The organism is Paenibacillus sp. 2KB_20 (assembly GCF_052115765.1).
In the GTDB taxonomy this organism is placed as follows: domain Bacteria; phylum Bacillota; class Bacilli; order Paenibacillales; family Paenibacillaceae; genus Paenibacillus_AQ.
The window spans coordinates 25,116-42,275 of the sequence record NZ_JBFRHH010000017.1 but is presented as its reverse complement, the minus strand read 5'-3'; the positions used below and the strand labels follow the sequence as shown (position 1 = coordinate 42,275).

Annotated in this window: 24 protein-coding genes and 1 pseudogene; 2 read left to right on the top strand and 23 right to left on the bottom strand. The window is 47.2% G+C overall.

Annotation, left to right across the window (positions count from 1 at the left end; translation table 11 throughout):
• Position 1: 1 nt before the first annotated feature.
• From AB4124_RS29965 to AB4124_RS29880, 18 genes are all read right to left on the bottom strand, one after another.
• The gene (locus AB4124_RS29965; protein ID WP_076321829.1) at positions 2–538 is read right to left on the bottom strand and encodes a phosphatase PAP2 family protein; all 537 of its coding nucleotides are present in this window, start codon (positions 536–538) and stop codon (positions 2–4) included.
• Complete coding sequence (locus tag AB4124_RS29960) at positions 539–1,156, bottom strand: YqaA family protein (protein ID WP_441975087.1); 618 nt, start codon at positions 1,154–1,156, stop codon at positions 539–541. It abuts the gene before it with no gap.
• Positions 1,157–1,481: 325 nt separating this feature from the next.
• Entirely contained in the window at positions 1,482–2,129 is a 648-nt protein-coding gene (locus AB4124_RS29955) for an HAD family hydrolase (protein WP_076321831.1), read from the bottom strand.
• A gap of 31 nt (positions 2,130–2,160) precedes the next feature.
• Entirely contained in the window at positions 2,161–2,289 is a 129-nt protein-coding gene (locus AB4124_RS29950) for a zinc ribbon domain-containing protein (protein ID WP_441975122.1), read from the bottom strand.
• Between the two features lie 55 nt (positions 2,290–2,344).
• Positions 2,345–3,043: a YjjG family noncanonical pyrimidine nucleotidase gene (locus AB4124_RS29945; protein WP_441975086.1), complete on the bottom strand. Its 699-nt coding sequence runs from the start codon at positions 3,041–3,043 to the stop codon at positions 2,345–2,347.
• Between the two features lie 271 nt (positions 3,044–3,314).
• The gene (locus AB4124_RS29940) at positions 3,315–3,896 is read right to left on the bottom strand and encodes a GNAT family N-acetyltransferase (RefSeq protein ID WP_441975085.1); all 582 of its coding nucleotides are present in this window, start codon (positions 3,894–3,896) and stop codon (positions 3,315–3,317) included.
• 28 nt (positions 3,897–3,924) lie between these two features.
• Entirely contained in the window at positions 3,925–4,581 is a 657-nt protein-coding gene (locus tag AB4124_RS29935) for an HAD family hydrolase (protein ID WP_441975084.1), read from the bottom strand.
• A 52-nt stretch (positions 4,582–4,633) separates the two neighbouring features.
• Complete coding sequence (locus AB4124_RS29930) at positions 4,634–5,113, bottom strand: GNAT family N-acetyltransferase (protein WP_430104641.1); 480 nt, start codon at positions 5,111–5,113, stop codon at positions 4,634–4,636.
• A 15-nt stretch (positions 5,114–5,128) separates the two neighbouring features.
• Positions 5,129–5,851 carry a class I SAM-dependent DNA methyltransferase gene (locus tag AB4124_RS29925; protein ID WP_441975083.1) on the bottom strand — a complete coding sequence of 241 codons (723 nt, stop codon included), beginning with the start codon at positions 5,849–5,851 and terminating at the stop codon, positions 5,129–5,131.
• A 135-nt stretch (positions 5,852–5,986) separates the two neighbouring features.
• On the bottom strand, positions 5,987–6,733 hold the full coding sequence (locus AB4124_RS29920) for a GNAT family N-acetyltransferase (RefSeq protein WP_441975082.1): 747 nt from the start codon (positions 6,731–6,733) through the stop codon (positions 5,987–5,989).
• A gap of 121 nt (positions 6,734–6,854) precedes the next feature.
• Positions 6,855–7,412, bottom strand: coding sequence for a GNAT family N-acetyltransferase (locus AB4124_RS29915; RefSeq protein ID WP_441975081.1), 558 nt, complete (start codon positions 7,410–7,412; stop codon positions 6,855–6,857).
• Positions 7,413–7,574: 162 nt separating this feature from the next.
• The gene (locus tag AB4124_RS29910; protein ID WP_441975080.1) at positions 7,575–8,219 is read right to left on the bottom strand and encodes a hypothetical protein; all 645 of its coding nucleotides are present in this window, start codon (positions 8,217–8,219) and stop codon (positions 7,575–7,577) included.
• Between the two features lie 133 nt (positions 8,220–8,352).
• Entirely contained in the window at positions 8,353–8,898 is a 546-nt protein-coding gene (locus AB4124_RS29905) for a GNAT family N-acetyltransferase (protein WP_441975079.1), read from the bottom strand.
• 48 nt (positions 8,899–8,946) lie between these two features.
• Entirely contained in the window at positions 8,947–9,288 is a 342-nt protein-coding gene (locus AB4124_RS29900; RefSeq protein ID WP_441975078.1) for a DUF3139 domain-containing protein, read from the bottom strand.
• A gap of 17 nt (positions 9,289–9,305) precedes the next feature.
• On the bottom strand, positions 9,306–9,932 hold the full coding sequence (locus AB4124_RS29895) for a hypothetical protein (protein ID WP_441975077.1): 627 nt from the start codon (positions 9,930–9,932) through the stop codon (positions 9,306–9,308).
• Positions 9,933–9,939: 7 nt separating this feature from the next.
• The gene (locus AB4124_RS29890; RefSeq protein ID WP_379413700.1) at positions 9,940–10,065 is read right to left on the bottom strand and encodes a hypothetical protein; all 126 of its coding nucleotides are present in this window, start codon (positions 10,063–10,065) and stop codon (positions 9,940–9,942) included.
• Between the two features lie 53 nt (positions 10,066–10,118).
• Entirely contained in the window at positions 10,119–11,285 is a 1,167-nt protein-coding gene (locus AB4124_RS29885) for a metallophosphoesterase (RefSeq protein ID WP_441975076.1), read from the bottom strand.
• A gap of 199 nt (positions 11,286–11,484) precedes the next feature.
• Positions 11,485–11,889, bottom strand: a complete 405-nt coding sequence (locus tag AB4124_RS29880; RefSeq protein WP_441975075.1) for a NusG domain II-containing protein — start codon at positions 11,887–11,889, stop codon at positions 11,485–11,487.
• A 61-nt stretch (positions 11,890–11,950) separates the two neighbouring features.
• Between AB4124_RS29880 and AB4124_RS29875 the strand changes: the two genes are divergently transcribed.
• Both AB4124_RS29875 and AB4124_RS29870 read left to right on the top strand, forming a co-directional pair.
• Positions 11,951–12,382, top strand: coding sequence for a hypothetical protein (locus tag AB4124_RS29875; protein ID WP_441975074.1), 432 nt, complete (start codon positions 11,951–11,953; stop codon positions 12,380–12,382).
• Between the two features lie 186 nt (positions 12,383–12,568).
• Positions 12,569–13,752: pseudogene (locus AB4124_RS29870) on the top strand (MFS transporter).
• Positions 13,753–13,845: 93 nt separating this feature from the next.
• On the opposite strand, the gene AB4124_RS29865 reads toward AB4124_RS29870, so the two are convergent.
• From AB4124_RS29865 to AB4124_RS29845, 5 genes are all read right to left on the bottom strand, one after another.
• Positions 13,846–14,829 carry a helix-turn-helix transcriptional regulator gene (locus tag AB4124_RS29865; RefSeq protein WP_441975073.1) on the bottom strand — a complete coding sequence of 328 codons (984 nt, stop codon included), beginning with the start codon at positions 14,827–14,829 and terminating at the stop codon, positions 13,846–13,848.
• Positions 14,830–14,905: 76 nt separating this feature from the next.
• Entirely contained in the window at positions 14,906–15,376 is a 471-nt protein-coding gene (locus AB4124_RS29860) for a hypothetical protein (protein ID WP_430104659.1), read from the bottom strand.
• Positions 15,377–15,390: 14 nt separating this feature from the next.
• A complete protein-coding gene (locus AB4124_RS29855; RefSeq protein ID WP_441975072.1) occupies positions 15,391–15,930 on the bottom strand; it encodes a methylamine dehydrogenase in 540 nt (179 codons plus the stop codon).
• 10 nt (positions 15,931–15,940) lie between these two features.
• Positions 15,941–16,471 (bottom strand): MauE/DoxX family redox-associated membrane protein, encoded by a 531-nt coding sequence (locus tag AB4124_RS29850; protein WP_441975071.1) that lies wholly within the window; start codon positions 16,469–16,471, stop codon positions 15,941–15,943.
• 22 nt (positions 16,472–16,493) lie between these two features.
• Entirely contained in the window at positions 16,494–17,129 is a 636-nt protein-coding gene (locus tag AB4124_RS29845; protein ID WP_430106683.1) for a hypothetical protein, read from the bottom strand.
• Positions 17,130–17,160 lie beyond the last annotated feature (31 nt).

The window sequence follows — 17,160 nt, the reverse complement described above, 5'->3', positions numbered from 1 at the left end:
GTTATGTGATTCCAATGACATGCATCAGGTAAACGACCAGCCATCCAGAACCGAATCCAATCAGACTGCCTGCCAGGCAATCAGTTGGGTAATGATATCCCCAATATATACGGGATAGACCGACCAGCGCAGCCAGGATAATTAGCAGTATCGTAGGCAGCGGAGATACCAAAAACAACAATGGTGTAATGACGGCAAAGATCGCCGTGGTGTGTCCTGACGGGAAGGAATAGTCCTTCAATGGAAAATTTCCAATCTTCACCTGCTCTAGAACCCTAAACGGACGATCTCTTCTGACGATCTTCTTGATGAGGACAACAATCAGATGGCTAATGGTTAAGGCAATGGCACTCTGATATGCCGTTATGTCCCATGCTTCAAATGCAGCCCAGGCGATGAGCAGTGCGCTCAGAATAGTAAAGGTGGCTCCACCGAGATGGGTAATGCCGCCGAACAACCGATCAAAGGCTCTGTTGCTGATCGTCTGGTTGCACCAGACAAATACCCGGTGATCAAATCTTCGTAATCGCTCGATCATTCATTCTTCACCTGCCGTTACATCAACTGAATCTTTTGAACCCTGCACGACAGGGATTTCCGAACGTTTTTTCCTGCGTTTCTTGATAAAGTGAACCGTCAGCCAAATCCCTCCAATCAGAGCACCTACGGACATCAAAATAATCGTAAGTACGCTGTCCACCATATTCTCTGCAGCACGGCCATATACGTAGAAGAGCACACCTACGGTATAGAACTTCACGGCGCGTCCGATTGCTGCGTAGGTGAGAAGTTTCCATAAGGGATAGCTCATGCAGCCGGATAGAATGGTGAAGATTTTAAAGGGAATCGGTGTAAAAGCACCGACAAGAATTGCGGCTTCGCCATGCTTGGTAAACAAGACGGTGGCGGAATCGTACCATTTTTTCTTCATGACCTTGGTTAAGACCAAATTTCCGGAAGCCTTGCCAATTCCATAACCGATCGGCGTTCCGATCAAGCAGCCGACAAATCCGATCGAGGCGAGCCAGATCGCACGGTCCGGACTCAATGCACTTAAAGACAATTGCGAGAAAAGTGCCGGGATCGGAAAAATAATCGCATCGATCATGGCATGAATAAATAATCCGATATCGCCTAAATTACGTAAAAAATCCATCAGGCCTTGTCTCCTCTGCACACACTGGGCAATCCCTATACTGTGCGATATCGTGGGTCAAATTTATATCCGAAATCATCCGTTCACATTCCTCTCACATATCATGTTAATGTAAGAATATCATGATTGAAGAAAGATGACTTCCGTCTTCAGACGATAATCAACCTAGACTTAGGTCTAGATACTAATAGTAGATATAATATAGTAGATATAGTATAAACGAGTTTTATGATCAATAAGTTGAGATTATAACCATTTGGACCATAAACAAAAAAACAGCTTAGCCGCAATATGCGGCCAAACTGCCAAGCTCTAAGACCATGAACTATTCAAATTGACAAATTTGCGCGACCTCTCGGACCGAGTTCACCACATGATCGGCCTGCGATAAGTCCTGATTCCCCGAGTTCGGGTTCACGAAGCCGATGCAATTCATTCCTGCCGCCTTCGCTGCAGCAACGCCATGCCTTGCATCCTCAAGCACCATGCAATGCTCTGGATTCACTCCTAGCAGTTCAGCCGCCTTAAGATACACATCCGGTGCCGGTTTCCCTTTCTCCACTTCTTCACCGCTTACAACACATTCAAACTGATCCAGGAGATCGAACTTACGCAAGACGGCCGATATAAATACTGGTGGCGATGATGATGCAATAGCTGCCGGTATGTTACGTGCTTTAAGCTCCGCAAGGAGCTCCCGAATGCCATCTATAGGCTCCATTTCCCGTGAGGTGAGTATTTCAATTTTATTGGACAATTGGTATTCAATGATTTCCGAAACGGATTGAGCAAGCTGATGTTCATCTTTAATGGCTGCCCACATCTCCGGATTGGTCATGCCTACATACTTCTCCAGCTGTTCATGGGTTATCGCTGATCCGTAGTCGTTCATCACCTGAATATCGACTTCAAAGTGAAGCGGTTCACTGTCAATAATGACCCCATCCATGTCAAAAATAAATGCCTGTATCATGTTCATGCTCCTTTGTTGATATGTATTTTAGTTAACGCCAGATTATATCGAGTAACGTTCCCAGCACTCCGGTTTTATGGCCTCTGAGCACATCGGGATTGAATACTTCGACGAAGCCGCATCGGGTACAGGATACGAAGAGATAATGATGATAATCGATATCAAAAATGGATCATGTTGTCTTCATTCATACTTCATCCAACGGGTTATAGAGATCACTCAGATGAAATAATATCGTGCAGTTCCATAAGCGAATGAATCTCATACTTAGGTTGAATGGATGTCGGGTTTGCCTTGCGCAGCGGATTATACCAGCAGGTATCAATCCCGTAATGGATGCCTCCTTGTATATCGGAAGATAACGAATCGCCGACGATGAGAACCTCCTTCTTGTCGGGATGATTCAACTTATCGAATGCATAATCGAATATGCCTTCGTGGGGCTTCTGGGACCCAGCATCCTCCGAAACAATGATGCATTCAAAGGAATCGCATAACGCCGACCGGTTAATTCGGTTAAACTGTACTTCCTTGATTCCGTTCGTGATGATAGCCATTCGTTGACCGCTTTCCGCAAGTTGACTGCACAGCTCTTCTGCCCCCTCCATCAGAAAGGAGCCTTGCCCTAGATATTTTATGTAAACATCGCTAAAGGCATTGGCATCCAAGGCGCACTTGATGTCGTGTTCTGCCAACAGCCGGTCAAACCTGGCCGTACGCAAGTCACTTTGTGTAACCTTCCCCTGCTCGAAATCACGCCACAACTGCTGGTTAATGCGTCTGTAGCTGTCTACGATGGCATCCGTGCACTCCTGATCAATCTCGCCAAAAACGCCGGACAACGCAAAAGCCTCCGATTTGGCATAGTCGTATAATGTTTCATCTGCATCAAATAAAATAACGTTGTAACGCACGGCTGCCCTCCTTCTCATGCTGCTTAACTTATGACAATCTGGATTGCTGATTTAATTCCCGAATCTTCTGCCTGTGTTGGTGCTCTAGATAATCCCTGTTACTCTTTACAAGTTCCGTTAGACGAACAAGTATTAACAATAACAATGTAATGATTACCCCTACTGCCAGTATTATCATGATCCATTCGTCTACTCCGAAGAGTATAAATAGAAGCAATTCAGTCAAAATGAAGAATCCTACACCCAAGGCAAGTTGTTTCATCATACCTCCTTAACCCTCTCTGCGGAGTTTATAGAGATGATACCGCTCCTGCTCAAGCTCGATATCCCCCACATACTTAAACCCGCATTTTTGGATCACTTTATTGGAGGCATGATTATGAACGACGGCTAAAGCGCTTAGCTCGCGCTCGCTTGTATTCTGGAACAAGAACTGGATTAATGCCCGTACAGCTTGCGTTGTATATCCCTTATTGTAATACTGATTCGAGATTCCGTACATAATCTCTCGATTGGGCTGAGGCAGCTCTTCCTTAGGACCTGTATTGCACCAGCCGATACATTCGCCTGTTTCTTTTAAGACCATGGCTAGCCGCAGACGCATCTTCCCCACGTCCCCGCCGTCATGAACGGTCTGCAAGAACTGCCGATTCTCCACAATTTCATAGTTGATTAACCATTCGAGCCGCTGTTCCCTGGGTACATCCCAACCGGGCAGGAACTGTCTGATCTCAGGTTCGTGCGTGATCTTAAAGATCGCATCAAGGTCTTCCACCATATATTCCCTGAGCAGGATGTCCTCACATTCAATGGTGAAGGGCATTCCTGGGGAATGGATACTTGTCTTGTTCAATATAGTCCTCCTGCATTCATTCGCTCGCTCATTTTCCCTGGCCCATCACGAGGGCTATTAACTGATCGGGCCGAGTATAAATATCATCAGGTTCAACGCTAAATTCTACGTTCTGTACGGTATCAAACCAATGCGCTCCAATGGTGAGCACCTGGGCTGATTTGCCTGCCGCTATATCGGCATCGCTGTCGCCGACAAAAACCACGTCCGATGTACTCAGACCGAGCAATTGAACGGCTTTGAATATCCCTTCCGAGTCCGGCTTGGAACGTTCAACCTCATCACCCGTGATGGTAGCGGCAAAAAAACCGTCCAGCTCCAGATTTCTAAGACAGATATCCAGGCACCTTCTGCTCTTGCCCGTAATAATGACCATGGGTATATGTAAATCCCACAACTTCGAGATTAGATTCTGGATCGATTCCGACACCTGTACATGCTTCTGAAAATCCTTCTCAAACACTTCGTAATAATATTCTACGGCTTCGACAACATGGGCTGGGTTCGAGAGATATTTAGTTATAATCTCTTCCTCCGTTGGACCAAAGGTCTCCACGATTTCCGCATCCGTCAACGTTTTGCCTTCATATTTCAAGAAAACCGCCCGGAACGCTTTAAACGAAAGCGGCAACGTATCTGCCAATGTACCATCAAAATCAAACAGCACTGCCTGAATGGTGGACATACCTCGCTCCCCTTTCATCCTTTGCTTCAAGAACGACTATACACCATCCCACTCAGACTAAATTCATCCTCATCTGAATGGTAATCATCTTCTGATCATCATCTAACGTCGTAATACGGACATCGAAGGGCTCAAATCCAAGCTTATGATAAAAAACCAGCCCTCTGGAGTTGGTATTATGGCAGCTAAGAGAAAAGGTTGTCATTCCATATTTCTCTTTTGCTATATCCATCATGGTCTGTAACAGCTTCTGTGCGGCTCCCATTCCCCTATGCGACGGAGCAACGATAACATTGCCGAGCAAAAGAGATTGATCAACATCCTCATAAAAATTCGCATAAGCGACAACCTGCCCTGTAGATTCTTCAACAATAACCGTAGGATCATATCGATTTTCTAGCAAACTGAAGATTTGCTCCGGCGTCCAAGGAAACTCTGATCTGGGACTCACGTAAAACAGCTCCTCCGGCGTTTGAGGAAAGCTGCATATCGTTGATAAATCCTCGTCTGCCAGCGGCCTATGGGTGTACATATTACAAGCTCCTCCTTACTTCATATTTCGTGCAATATACATGCCTCTTCCAATCAAGCCTTGCGGATCATGCTCCACGTGAAGGCCCGCTTCCTGGAATGCCTTAATCATCTCATCCACGGTAAAGAGCCCCATACGATGCTCCTCCGTATAATGTTCAATTCCATGCTCGCTTCCAAACAAATACTCGAATTTCATGATCGAAATATTGCCTTCGCGGTCCGAATGGGACATCCTGCTCATATGGATCCCGCGACGCTCAGTCATGATCGCGTCCACTCTTCCGGCGGTCCAGACATCCGGTGTAAACCACGGCTCAACCAGAATGACACCCTCCTCGTTCAGATGCTCCTTAAACTGCGTAAGGGTCTGCACCAATAGATCCAGCGTTTTCACATAACCGATGGAGCTGAACAGACACAGGATCACATCATATTTCCGATCCAAGTGAAAACGGGTCATGTCGGCAACCGAATAATCACCCTCAGGATTTTTTGACTTCGCTATCGAGACGAATTCGGTATTTAGATCAATACCATCGATTGCATAGAACTGCTTTAAGAACAAAGCATGTTCCGCAGTTCCACAGGCAACATCGAGCATGGTCCGGTAATTCTTGCCCTGTCCTTCAATATATTCCCGGACCAGGTGCGCCTCCTGCTTATAATCCTTAAGGCTGTAAATTACATCATAATATTTCGACGATAAATCAAACATGGATTCACCAACTTTCCGCATCGGATAACATCAACTCAAGCCGGGTCATCCGTGCCAGGCATCTTCCATGATTATACAACTGTTCATCAGATTGAGTAACCCCTTGTTCACATAAGCAGCGGCTTCATCAATATCCATGATTTGGGTCGCATGTGCTTACCCTTCGATACGTTTGTGTCTGTACCAATAGGAATAAATCTCTTTGTACTGAAGACGATCATACAATCGGCTTGCAGCAAGATTACTCTGTACCACCTGTAAATAGCTGCTCGTGGCTCCATTCTTCTTGGCCCACTGCAGTATATGTAACAGTAACTGTTTTCCAAACCCGCGATTTCGACATGCCGGAGCTGTAACCAGATCATATATTCCTACAAAGCCCTGCTCCAAAGCTCCGATCCCGCATGCTACAGGTTCAGCTTGATCATATAGGATGAAGAATCCATACGGTATCACGGAATAGTTAAACAGCTTTCTTTTCACAGCCTTGTTTCTCTCGGAAATTCCGGTTATATCCCCGAGCACTTCCAACCATTCATCGGTCAGCTTTTCTTCGATCTTAACTTCCTTATGGGATGGCGACTCAATATCATCCAGGTGATCCAACACTCTAATGCTGGTAGGATCAAGTATGGTATAACCCCTGGATTCCAAAATAGGATCGAGTTCCTGCGGATTGAATGGTGTCATTTTAAATATGACGTCAAGCCCGGCCTTCACGTATAAACGCTCACATTGTTCAATCTGGCCATAAAGGTCTATCGAAGGCTCCGTATAGAGAGCATGAATGGAGTTGGATCTCTTGGTATAACCGTCTGCAAATCGTAACAGCCATCCATGATGTGTCAAGGTTTGGAGCGCTGGCCAAGCGTTTAAGGTAAGCTCTTCGATTCTCTTATGCACGTATACCACTCCTACAATATGATAGGAATAAATATACGATAATACGAATTTTTATTCAATAAATAAAAATATCTGCTTTCAACCAGAACTTCCACCTGGCTTCGACTGTTCGAATAACCGCCTATAATCTGAACAGAACAGGAACAACCGCGAGCCTTCTTTTCCATATCATATGGTCTGCTCCGCTCCCCCAATGGTCCTGAAGGACATAATCGGGTTCACCTAACTTCTTCTTCCAGATCTTCTGTGCTTGGGAGTATCCGCTATCCAAACAAAATTCGGTCATCCCTTTATTGAGAAGGGTAAGATACATGACATTTAACATTAGACTTCCGATCCCTTGCTGTTGGTAATCAGGATCAACAAATACCGTTCCGATTTCAACCACATCACGCCATTCACCATCAGTAGCTTCCCGGATCAATGCATTGGATGGTCCAAACTCGATGCAGCTCACAATGTTGTTGTCTAGTAGTCCGATGAGAAAGTATCTCTGCTCTCCGTGCGTATCAAAATCCGCGTTCAAGTACCTATTTTTGCTGTCGATCTCCTGTTCCATGTCCTCCGATAAATCTGATAAACCTTCTTTGGCAAAAGTATCGGTAATCACGAACCTGAAAAAATCCTCCATGGCATCTATATCACCGCGATTAGGTCGCCTAACTTCTACTTGAAGCATGAAAAGTCCTCCTTGTATCTTCAATTACAATTGACACACAGGTTTTTGGTGTGTTTCATAACATCGCCCGTACTCGTGACTGTGTTGCCCCTCGATTGTCTTCATAGTTGGTAATGGAATTCACTTTTTTATATCCCTAAGCAATTGTATTTTCTTTTCAATTTAACCTTCATGTTCATGAATTCCCGATGGGATGAATAATGTGTTCAACTCGGCAGCCGTGTCCTGTATGAACGTTTCCACTTTATCTAAGGTAAAATAAATCAGCTCAACCTTCGGCTCATTACGTACATCCAATAGCCACTCTAATTTGAGCGTTCGGTACTGCTCCACCTCTGACTTTTCAACAAAAAGAGGTATGGAATATCCTGCCGAATCCTTAAGTTTATTCAAAATGGAGTCTGTCCAATGCTCTGATCGCTTCAATTCGAATTCAAGCTGACTGACCTCTTGGTTATATGTATATCTTATGTTTTCTTCGTCCTCTATGTTTTCTTCCTTAAAATCAGCGTACAACGTCTGAACCCACCGTAAATCCGTGTAGATATGGGCAAAATAACCGTATATATATTCTTTCCATGCCTTCTCCGGCTTCAGATTTAGATAATGCAAATAATTCTCCTTAATGAGATTTGCGTCAGGCGGCCTTCCGTCATGTACCAGATGCGTAATCCCTTTCTGTTCTCTCGTGATCTTGCCTCTAACATGAATGGCATCCGGAGCGATGCTCCCGATCAGCAAATGCGGAGACGGCTCCGGTCCGCCCAACTGCTGGGCAACCGCAAAATGGACCATAGGCCATGGCATAGCGATAACCTCCTGAACTTATCGTAATTGTGAGAAAGACCCAGCGCCCCAAATGCTCCCATCTCAGGTCTGAGTCTTGATGATCGGTTTGTCTTATAAATCATTGAAGTATACACCTATCGTTTCCATGCGTTTACTCCAAGCGTTCATTGCGGATAACCATATGTAGGTGGTCTTCCCAGACGCCGTTAATCTTCAGATATTTAATGGCCAGTCCTTCTTCGTAGAAGCCTAGTCGTCTCACTACATTCAACGAAGCTTTGTTTCTTGGCATGATGTTAGCTTCCAACCGGTGCAGCTCCAACGTATCAAAACAATAGGCGACCACGGCCCCTAGCGCTTCGGTCATATATCCTTTCCCCGTATGAGCCTGTGCCAGCTTGTATCCCACATGTGCCGATTGAAAGACGCCTCGAACGATATTGCTGATCGCAATCGAACCGATGATTTCATCATCTTGATGCAGCCACACTTTAAACAGAGATCCGTCAGCTATGCTTCGACTCTCCGCAGCCAGAATCTCCGCCTGTTTATCGATGGTATAGAACTCAGCTTCTCTAGCGGGCTCCCATACCTTCCAATGGTCATCGTTCTTGACTATAAAATCCACCACATCCGCTGCCCGATCCCGATCCATGCTCTTCAACTGCAGACGCGAAGTTTGTAGTGTAATGGACATGCAAAACTCCCCCTTGAACAGCTTAAACTGAAATCAGATCATACCATATTAGTCCCTTGGGATATAATGCCTTAGCTTTGATTGGGTAATTCCACGGGCTTTCCCCTCAGGCGTCAATCGGTATTCGAACTGCATAATCGTATCATGTGCAAAATAAATATATTCGACATCAGGCTCGTCCTTGAACACCACGACGACATAAAAGGGAGGCAGTTTAACGCCCCAGACGCCTTTTACCGACTGTATCTCATCCTTGCTGTAATGTTCTTCTTCAAGCAGGTAGGTATTCACCTTCTTAGCGTAGATCATTTTATTCGCCTGCACGTACACAAAGGGAGACAGAAGTACAAGAGCTAACAATACCAGTAATGCAATTCTGATTTTCTTCATTTTATTCCCTGCTATTTTCATAGATTAAAATGCCGTTTAACCTCTTCGTTGTTCTCCTGAATGCTTCTGCTTCCGTCCACAATTATAACCTTGAATCCCCGATCCATGGCGTCCTTGGCCACATATGTTGCAAAGCCGATATCTCGTCCCATCCAATTCTGGAACGCGGTATCAGGATCATCGCATTGATTCAGAATATCATGGATCCATTCCCGCTTCGCATAATGCTCCTTCTGGAAATCCGGTACCGGCACGACCCAGTTCGCCTGATGAGGGCTGGATACCAGCTCTGCTACTTTTTCCGGCAAAAGCGCTGCACCCTCCACAATGATGGGGCTCGTATCCGGCATGGCCGATACATCATCCACAATCATCCGGAATTCCTCGCGATAAAACTCCAGTTCTTCATGAACCTGCTGCTCTACAGGTCGCGACCACAACGCATTCCAGGTCATATCCTTCAATCGGAACATGGTGGGAAACTCAGACGGATTGCTTGCGTTCACATGCTTCTCGTTGAACAGATCACATTGATAATAGGTGTAGCCATAATCTTTCGTGATCATTTCAGCAATCGTGGATTTACCTGAACAGGGGGACCCCCCGATCCAATATACGTGGGAGTAGTCTTTTTTCTCGTTCATTATATAATCATGCCCCTCTGTCGCTATCTTGTCTTAACTCGTTTCGAATCTCCAGCAATACGTTCCAGATCGCCCTCAAATATACCACAACGAATAAAAAGCCTACTATCAATATCAATGCGAGCATTTCCATCTTCACCCCACCTTACTGCTTGGACTGGAGACCTGCATTCAACCATATCTCTTCTATATGTAATCCCTCTTGCCTTCAGCGCTTTTTCGTATTCGCAGCGTATCAAACAATCGCCCTTCATCATCGATGGCGCGCACTTCCAAGCGATCCAACGTTACAACGACTTGCAGAAAATGAGGCACCGCCAAAGACTGCGAAGTATGCCATTCCCTCTTGGGCAGCAACCAGCCCGGCATGGCTCCGGCGCCGCCTGCTACGATGTACACGATGCCGTTGTCGTAATCCACGGTTCCTTGCGTCAATGGGTGGCTTCGCTCATATACAATCGTATGCGAGTTGATAACCAGATCCACGCCATACCGTTCAAATACCGGGCAAAGCTGCCGCAAATCCTCGACTTGATAGCCGCCCGAAATATATGGCGGGTAGTGAAAATATACAATTTTCCACCTGCGATTGCTTGTTGAGAGCTCGCGTTCCAAGAAATCATACTGCGCATTTCCCGGACTCATTACGCCGGAGCTGCAAGGATAATCTTCTTTTCTGATCAAATCCGTGCTGTCCAAGCAGATAAAATGAGCGTCTCCGTAATAAAATGCGTAGAAATTCTTCGGTTCGGGAAAAGCAAACAGATCGTAATACCATGACGCGTTGTCCTCATGATTCCCCAGGCAACTGTAGATAGGCGTATCCACAAAATAATCTCGTCCAGGCCCAAAGAAATACTTGTCCCAATCCTCAGCAAGCTTCCCGTCATGGACGACATCTCCTACAAACAAGGCGATATCGGGTCGATACTGCTTCATCCGGTTGAAAATTCTCCGATTTATACGTCCTCCCGACGAATCAAACCCGCTGTAACCCCCGGTTTCACTGGTCACTGTAAAAGAGAATGGCTCACCTTGTCCTGCTGCTGTCTTGAACATATAAAATCCCGAATCAATTTTATAGGATTCATGCTGGGTGTAGATCCTGTAATAATAGGTGGTTCCGGGCTCGAGACCCTCCACCGTTATTTGATGTATCCGTGTTGGAGACTCATTAGCGAAAGTACCGAATAGGTCAACAGGCTGCTTGTAGTTCCCTTGATGACCGCTATGTATTCTCTCAGCAAGCAGAACATCTACCCTGGAAGTTGCAGGGAGAGACGTTTCCCACATCACGGTCATGGTGTGCTCGGTCGGGTTTTGCAGGTACGGCCCTTTCATAATGGAAAGCATGTTCAGCCTCCTTCGTTCCTATTTTTCGGGAAATTGTGGTAGCACAACCTCACTTCCTCTCTAATTATAACTATCCTTTCAGCTAAAAAGTTACGCTAACCTTACATTCATGCCAATGTCCAACATAACGAAAAGAACCGGCAAAAACCCCCGGTTCTTAGTGGAATTTATGATAACCATACCCTCTTGTACCCTGAACTTAGCCTACCACAGCATCCAGTTCCGTCTCACGCTGTTCATGTTCGGGGACTAACACCTCGACCACGACTCTAGTCGGCACGCAGATGATCTGCTGGTAGGGTTCCGAAATAAATCCCATATCCAGTGCAATTCTCCTCGGGGCATCCGAGTATATCATCTGGATCCCGTAGTCATACACTTTCAGCGTGTTGTGTCCAAACTTGGTCTTAATATCAATGATACGTTCGTCCCCGGTCAGCGGGACGGTTTCGTATTCTTTGCCATTCACCGTAATCAAGGCCTGCAGTTGTCCCTGCTGGTAATCCACATGGCTGTGTTTCCACCATTGCAGACCCGTGAAGGAGCCAAGGATCAGGATCAAGGCAAACAGGATCATATCTCCGCGTCTTATTCTGGACAACATGCTCCCTCCTGACATGCACAGTCTTCGAACCCAAGTATGAACGATCTGCGAAACCATCGAAATGAATTTTGTCACATTCGTCAACTACGCCATACGGCTTGTACAAACGAAAAATGAATCCCGTCTCTTCGTTATGGGAATGTCCGGTCTGTCAACAGGTCTATATCACGCGCGTGGATTTCAACCGACGGAGCCTATTCGCAAGGTGCTGAGCGACGGGTTGGGTTATAAGGAAATTTCAACTGAGGAACTGCCCTTCTACGCCGGTGACCGTATCTTTATGCTTATTCCGGGCAATGCCGTATCCAGGCAAACTGCGGAAGTTATGATGCAGTCCTCGCTATGGGGCAACCTGCCTGCTGTCCGGAACGGCCTTGTTCATGTGTTGGAGGCAGAACGCTGGAACTACGGAGATGCCCATACGCTGGTAAAGCTTCTGAACCTGCTGCCTGAACTATTATTGTCTACGTCCACTTCTAAAACCGCCTTATAGTTTCTCAATAAGCAATACATAGAAGAATAGGAACGCCATTCATTCTATCCGTTAATATAATCCGTTCCGCCACAACTTCATCCGCCAGCAGGTAGCGAGTAATCGCGAGTATACTTTAGGCTTATGAATAGCAATGTTCACAACGTAATGTTGCTTCAAATCGGAACGATAGGAGGAAACAATAGAATGGCTAGAATCCGGATCGGCATGTTCTTCAGCGTATTTGTCGCCATGGTCGGATTAATGATCATCGCTCCCGTTATGCCGCCCTTGATCAGGGAATTGGGATTAAGCGAGACGCATTCCGGCTTGATCATATCCCTGGGTTCCATCGCAATGGCCGTCATGGGACCGGTATGGGGAAATTTAAGTGATTCCAAGGGCAGGAAGCCTGTCATTGTATTTGGTTTTATTGGCATGTTCGTCAGTTATATGTTATTCACTGCGGTTATGTACCTGGGTCTTCATGATAGAATCTCCGGTGTGCTGCTTATCCTCCTGCTCATTATTACGCGGGCTATGGTGGGTTTCTTTATTCCTGCTGTTCCCTCTTCGGCTCAGGCGTATATCGCCGATGTGACCGACGAGAAAGGCCGCTCCGCCGGAATGGCACTGCTTGGCGCGGCTAACGGGTTAGGCTTGGTATTGGGTCCTGCTATTGCCGGCGGGTTTGCGCTCATCAGCCTGATCGCCCCGCTGTATGCTGGTGCCCTTCTGCCGGTAATCGCTGTAGTTGCAGTTCTTTACCTTGTCCCTGCCACAAAACCAGTCATTCAGCAGAAGGCCCCCCGTGTGAATCCGTTCCAAAAAAGAGTTCGTCTTTATTTATTTGCGGGCTGGCCACCATGCTGGGCATCATTACGGTACAAGTCATCGGCGGGTTTTATTATCAGGATCAGCTCGGGCTGACGACCCAGGAAACAGCCCATATGATCTCCCTTAGTTTAATGATTAGCGGAGTCGCCATGATTGTCACGCAGGGCCTGCAGATGAAGAAACTCAAATGGTCTCCAAAAGCGATGATTCTGATCGGCGCAGTACTGCTTATGGCCAGTATGCTGCTGCTGCTCATCACCGGAAGCTTGATAAGCTACTTCATCGCATTCTTCTTATTTGGTGTAGGCACCGGACTGATGATGCCTGGATTTATGGCAGGCGCTTCACTTGCGGTTAGTCGCGAGCAGCAAGGCGGCGTAGCCGGTCTGGTGTCTGCCGTTCAGGGCATTGCTGCCATGATCTCCCCGATTCTCAGCACGACCCTCTATCGAGTGGACAAACATATCCCCTTTGCGCTGATCGGGATCATTGTCCTTCTGATGGCATTGGTTGTGCTTGGAACACGGGATCAGCCCTCTGCGAATGATGCTTGATTCGACGATTTAAACAAAATAAGGCGTCCCCAAACGGGGATGCCTTTTATTTCGATCACAAGAAAGTTAAACGATTTCGTGTAAATCTCCGTATCAGTAGTACTTCTTAACTTCAGAAGGACTGACTCCATAAGTTTGGCGAAATGTCTGCGAGAATGCACTCACATTGCGATAACCTACGGTCAAGGCTGCATCGGTCACGTTAGCCTCCCCGTTATGCAATAATTCCATCGCCCGCTCCATCCTGACCTTCCGGATGAACCCAAATACGGTTGTCCCGTAACATTGCTTGAAGCCCAGCTTAAGTTTATAATCATTCAGCCCAATTTCTTTGGCCAGCTCCAGCAACGAAGGCGGTGAAGCATATCTCGACTCCAGAATCCCATGAGCGAGGCTTAGCTTGCGTACATCCGCCGCTGATAGCCCTTCAGGCAAGGATTCATGACCGAACAGCTGCTGGATCATTCGATCCAGCAGCTCATAAGCTGTACCTTCAACAAGCAGCATGGACCGCATGGGCTGACAGACATCATGAATCAATCTCTTGACCAGTTCTTGTTCAGGGGAGCCGAAAGACAAGTGGATTTTTTGAAATTCGGAAACGTCCAGCAGCTTCCTGAAATGATTCTCTTCACGCCCTGCAGCCTGGGCCACCGCAAAATTAAACAGGGAGACAGGAACGCCAAGCGAGAAAGACTGATGCCGCTCTTGGTTCGGCAGCGTAAAGCGAACGTCAATATCCTCCATCAATAGCAGGGCGCTTGTCCCACGGTCCAAGGTGCGATCCTTTCCGCCAATATGGAAATGCCGTTCTCCGCTAAAATTGAACTGAATCTCGACCATGGACTCTTTCGATTGAAACCGGTTCGTAAACCGGCGATGATATTGATAATCCGAATAGCATATCTGTAGGCCGCTAAAGGTCCGCAAACGGTGGAAGCCGCCTTCTCCCGCAGATGGAGCGAGCATATAGGCATTGCTGCCGGACTTTTGAATATTTAAAGTGGTAAAATAAGCATCATAGATCATCTGCAATGATTCCGAGCAGCGTGAAGCTGCCGAAAAATCCGGCTGCATGCCGGGCACCCCCCCACCTTGGATTACAATGTTGATTTCATTATGAACTGCATTAATCACATACCTTTTTCCTCTATCAATACAGCTCCGTTGACCTGCATGCACAGATTACATACCGTCCATAGACTTGGGCTCCCTGATAACACCAATCTCGGCCGATATAAGGGTGCACATATTGCGAGATGCAATCCTGACACTTGGCCCGGCTTCCCACTGGATCGCTCGTATACCACCACCCGGAAGGGTATGGACATAGACCTCGGCAATCGTTAATCACCGTCTTGGGGGTGCAAATGATATAATCGGACGGACAAGAAGCATCTGCGCCGCAGCCCGAGCAATATTGTCCATGCGGAGGCCGGCAGGGCCCCGCAGCAAACGAGATTTTGACGATATCGTCATCATCGGGCCGGACCAATACTTTGGCAAGCGTCTCGGCCGTTTTTTGCGCAAATTTATTCAGCAGCGACTTCCGATTCATCTTCCGGGTAACCCGGCTGATCAACACCTGGGTCTCTTCGTCCTTGTTCTCCGGCTTCCGCCACATAATCTCACCTCATCCTAAGAAGCCCTTGATGCTTTCGCGTACGCTTCAAGTTGTTCCCAGCTGTTCACCAAACCCTTATGCCGGATAACGCCGTTCATATCCACCGCATAGGCATAAGGGGTGACCTGCACATCCAGATGATTCGCAAACTCCGAACTTACGATCAGCACCTCATCGTCATAAGCTATTTTTCGGACATAATCCGATGCTAAATCCACGGACGAGAATAACAAAAGAATGGGTTTTACGTTATTCATCCTGGCGATCCGCCTAAAATCCGGCAAAATATCGGCGCATTCCTTACACGTCGGCGATCCAAACAGCATGATGGAAGGCGTGCCAATCAAATTGCTCGTGGACCACTCGGCTCCTTGCAAGGTCGTCGTTGTGGCTCCAGGTATTTTTTGGCCGACCGGAATGCCGGACCGATTCACACCTCTCGCAGTCCCCATCACCATAATCCCCAACTGGCGGAACAGGACCAGATTCAGAATGACCAACGGTACGACCAGAATCCACAGCATGGTATATGAGATCCAGAAGAACGTGTTCATCGCGGCCTCCTTACAACTTTTTAATTTTGGAAACATAAGGTGCGGCAATCTCGCGGTATATTCGGATTGCATGCAGCGCATCCGGAACCCCTATGATGATAAACAGCGATAACAGCAGCATCATCCCCTCCATAACCAGGCCGGTAACAGCGAAAGAATGACTATGCGCAAACCAGACAGGATGGCTGTAGGCCAATCCCATGAGACCCATCACCAGATTGAATCCAATCAATGGAAAGCCAAGCTTGGAGTTGATCTGAGGTCCGAGGCAGCCGCAGTCCACCCTTCCTTTTTTCCAGATGAAATAAGCGACGCCCAAGCCCTGAACGAAATAGAGTAAAGAGATGCCCAAGAAGCTGAGCCGCGATGGAAAACAATATACCAAGGTCACTGATAGGACTTGCAGCAGGGTGAGCAGAACATGCAGACGGGCACTTCCGGGGAAAAGATCCGGGTCACCGAATACACGGCTCCAGCCAAAGCTCACCACCGACAACAGCATGGGCAGAGTAACGGATATCGCGAGCAAATCGTAATGCATGGACCGGTATGCTCCTTTCTCTTCAGTAGCTGATGATCCAGATGATGGAACCGATGATCAGCAGCTTGGATACCGTTTGCCGCACGGCCGTGAGAAGCGTGAGGTTGCGTACCCTCTTTTCAAGCATACGGTACACGATGGATCGGATCAGCGGGAGGCTGAACACCGTACCACGAACGACTCCAAACGTTGCCCCTGCCAGCAGGCTCAGCCACCATGGAGCGGTGAACAAGGAGACCAGGATATAGGCGTGAAAGAGGACGCCCACCTGCAATGTGATGAAACCCAAGCCCAGAATCTGGCCCCATAATGCCGCGGAGCGGTACCCTGCGTGCTTGATCCATTCGGAGGGAACGATGAAATTGCCGGATGGAAGAATCCCCGTTTTCTGAATGAACTCTAAGCCCAGGAGTATGGCAAACAGCACGACAATAATATAGTTTTGATATAAACCAACAGGGGTTATTTTCAGCAAAAAATTAATGAAACCGATCGCCAGTCCCGTCATAGCGCCGCCCAGGGTACATGACACGATATACACCAGCGCATATTTGGATTTATTGACCTTCGTGCCCTCCAAACTGCCTAACACATTCAGCCCACAGGTGGTGTCCACGCTGGCCACTGCAGCACCGACGGCAAATATAAAGAGCAACATCGACAGCAAGTCATGCCACCTCCCCAACAAT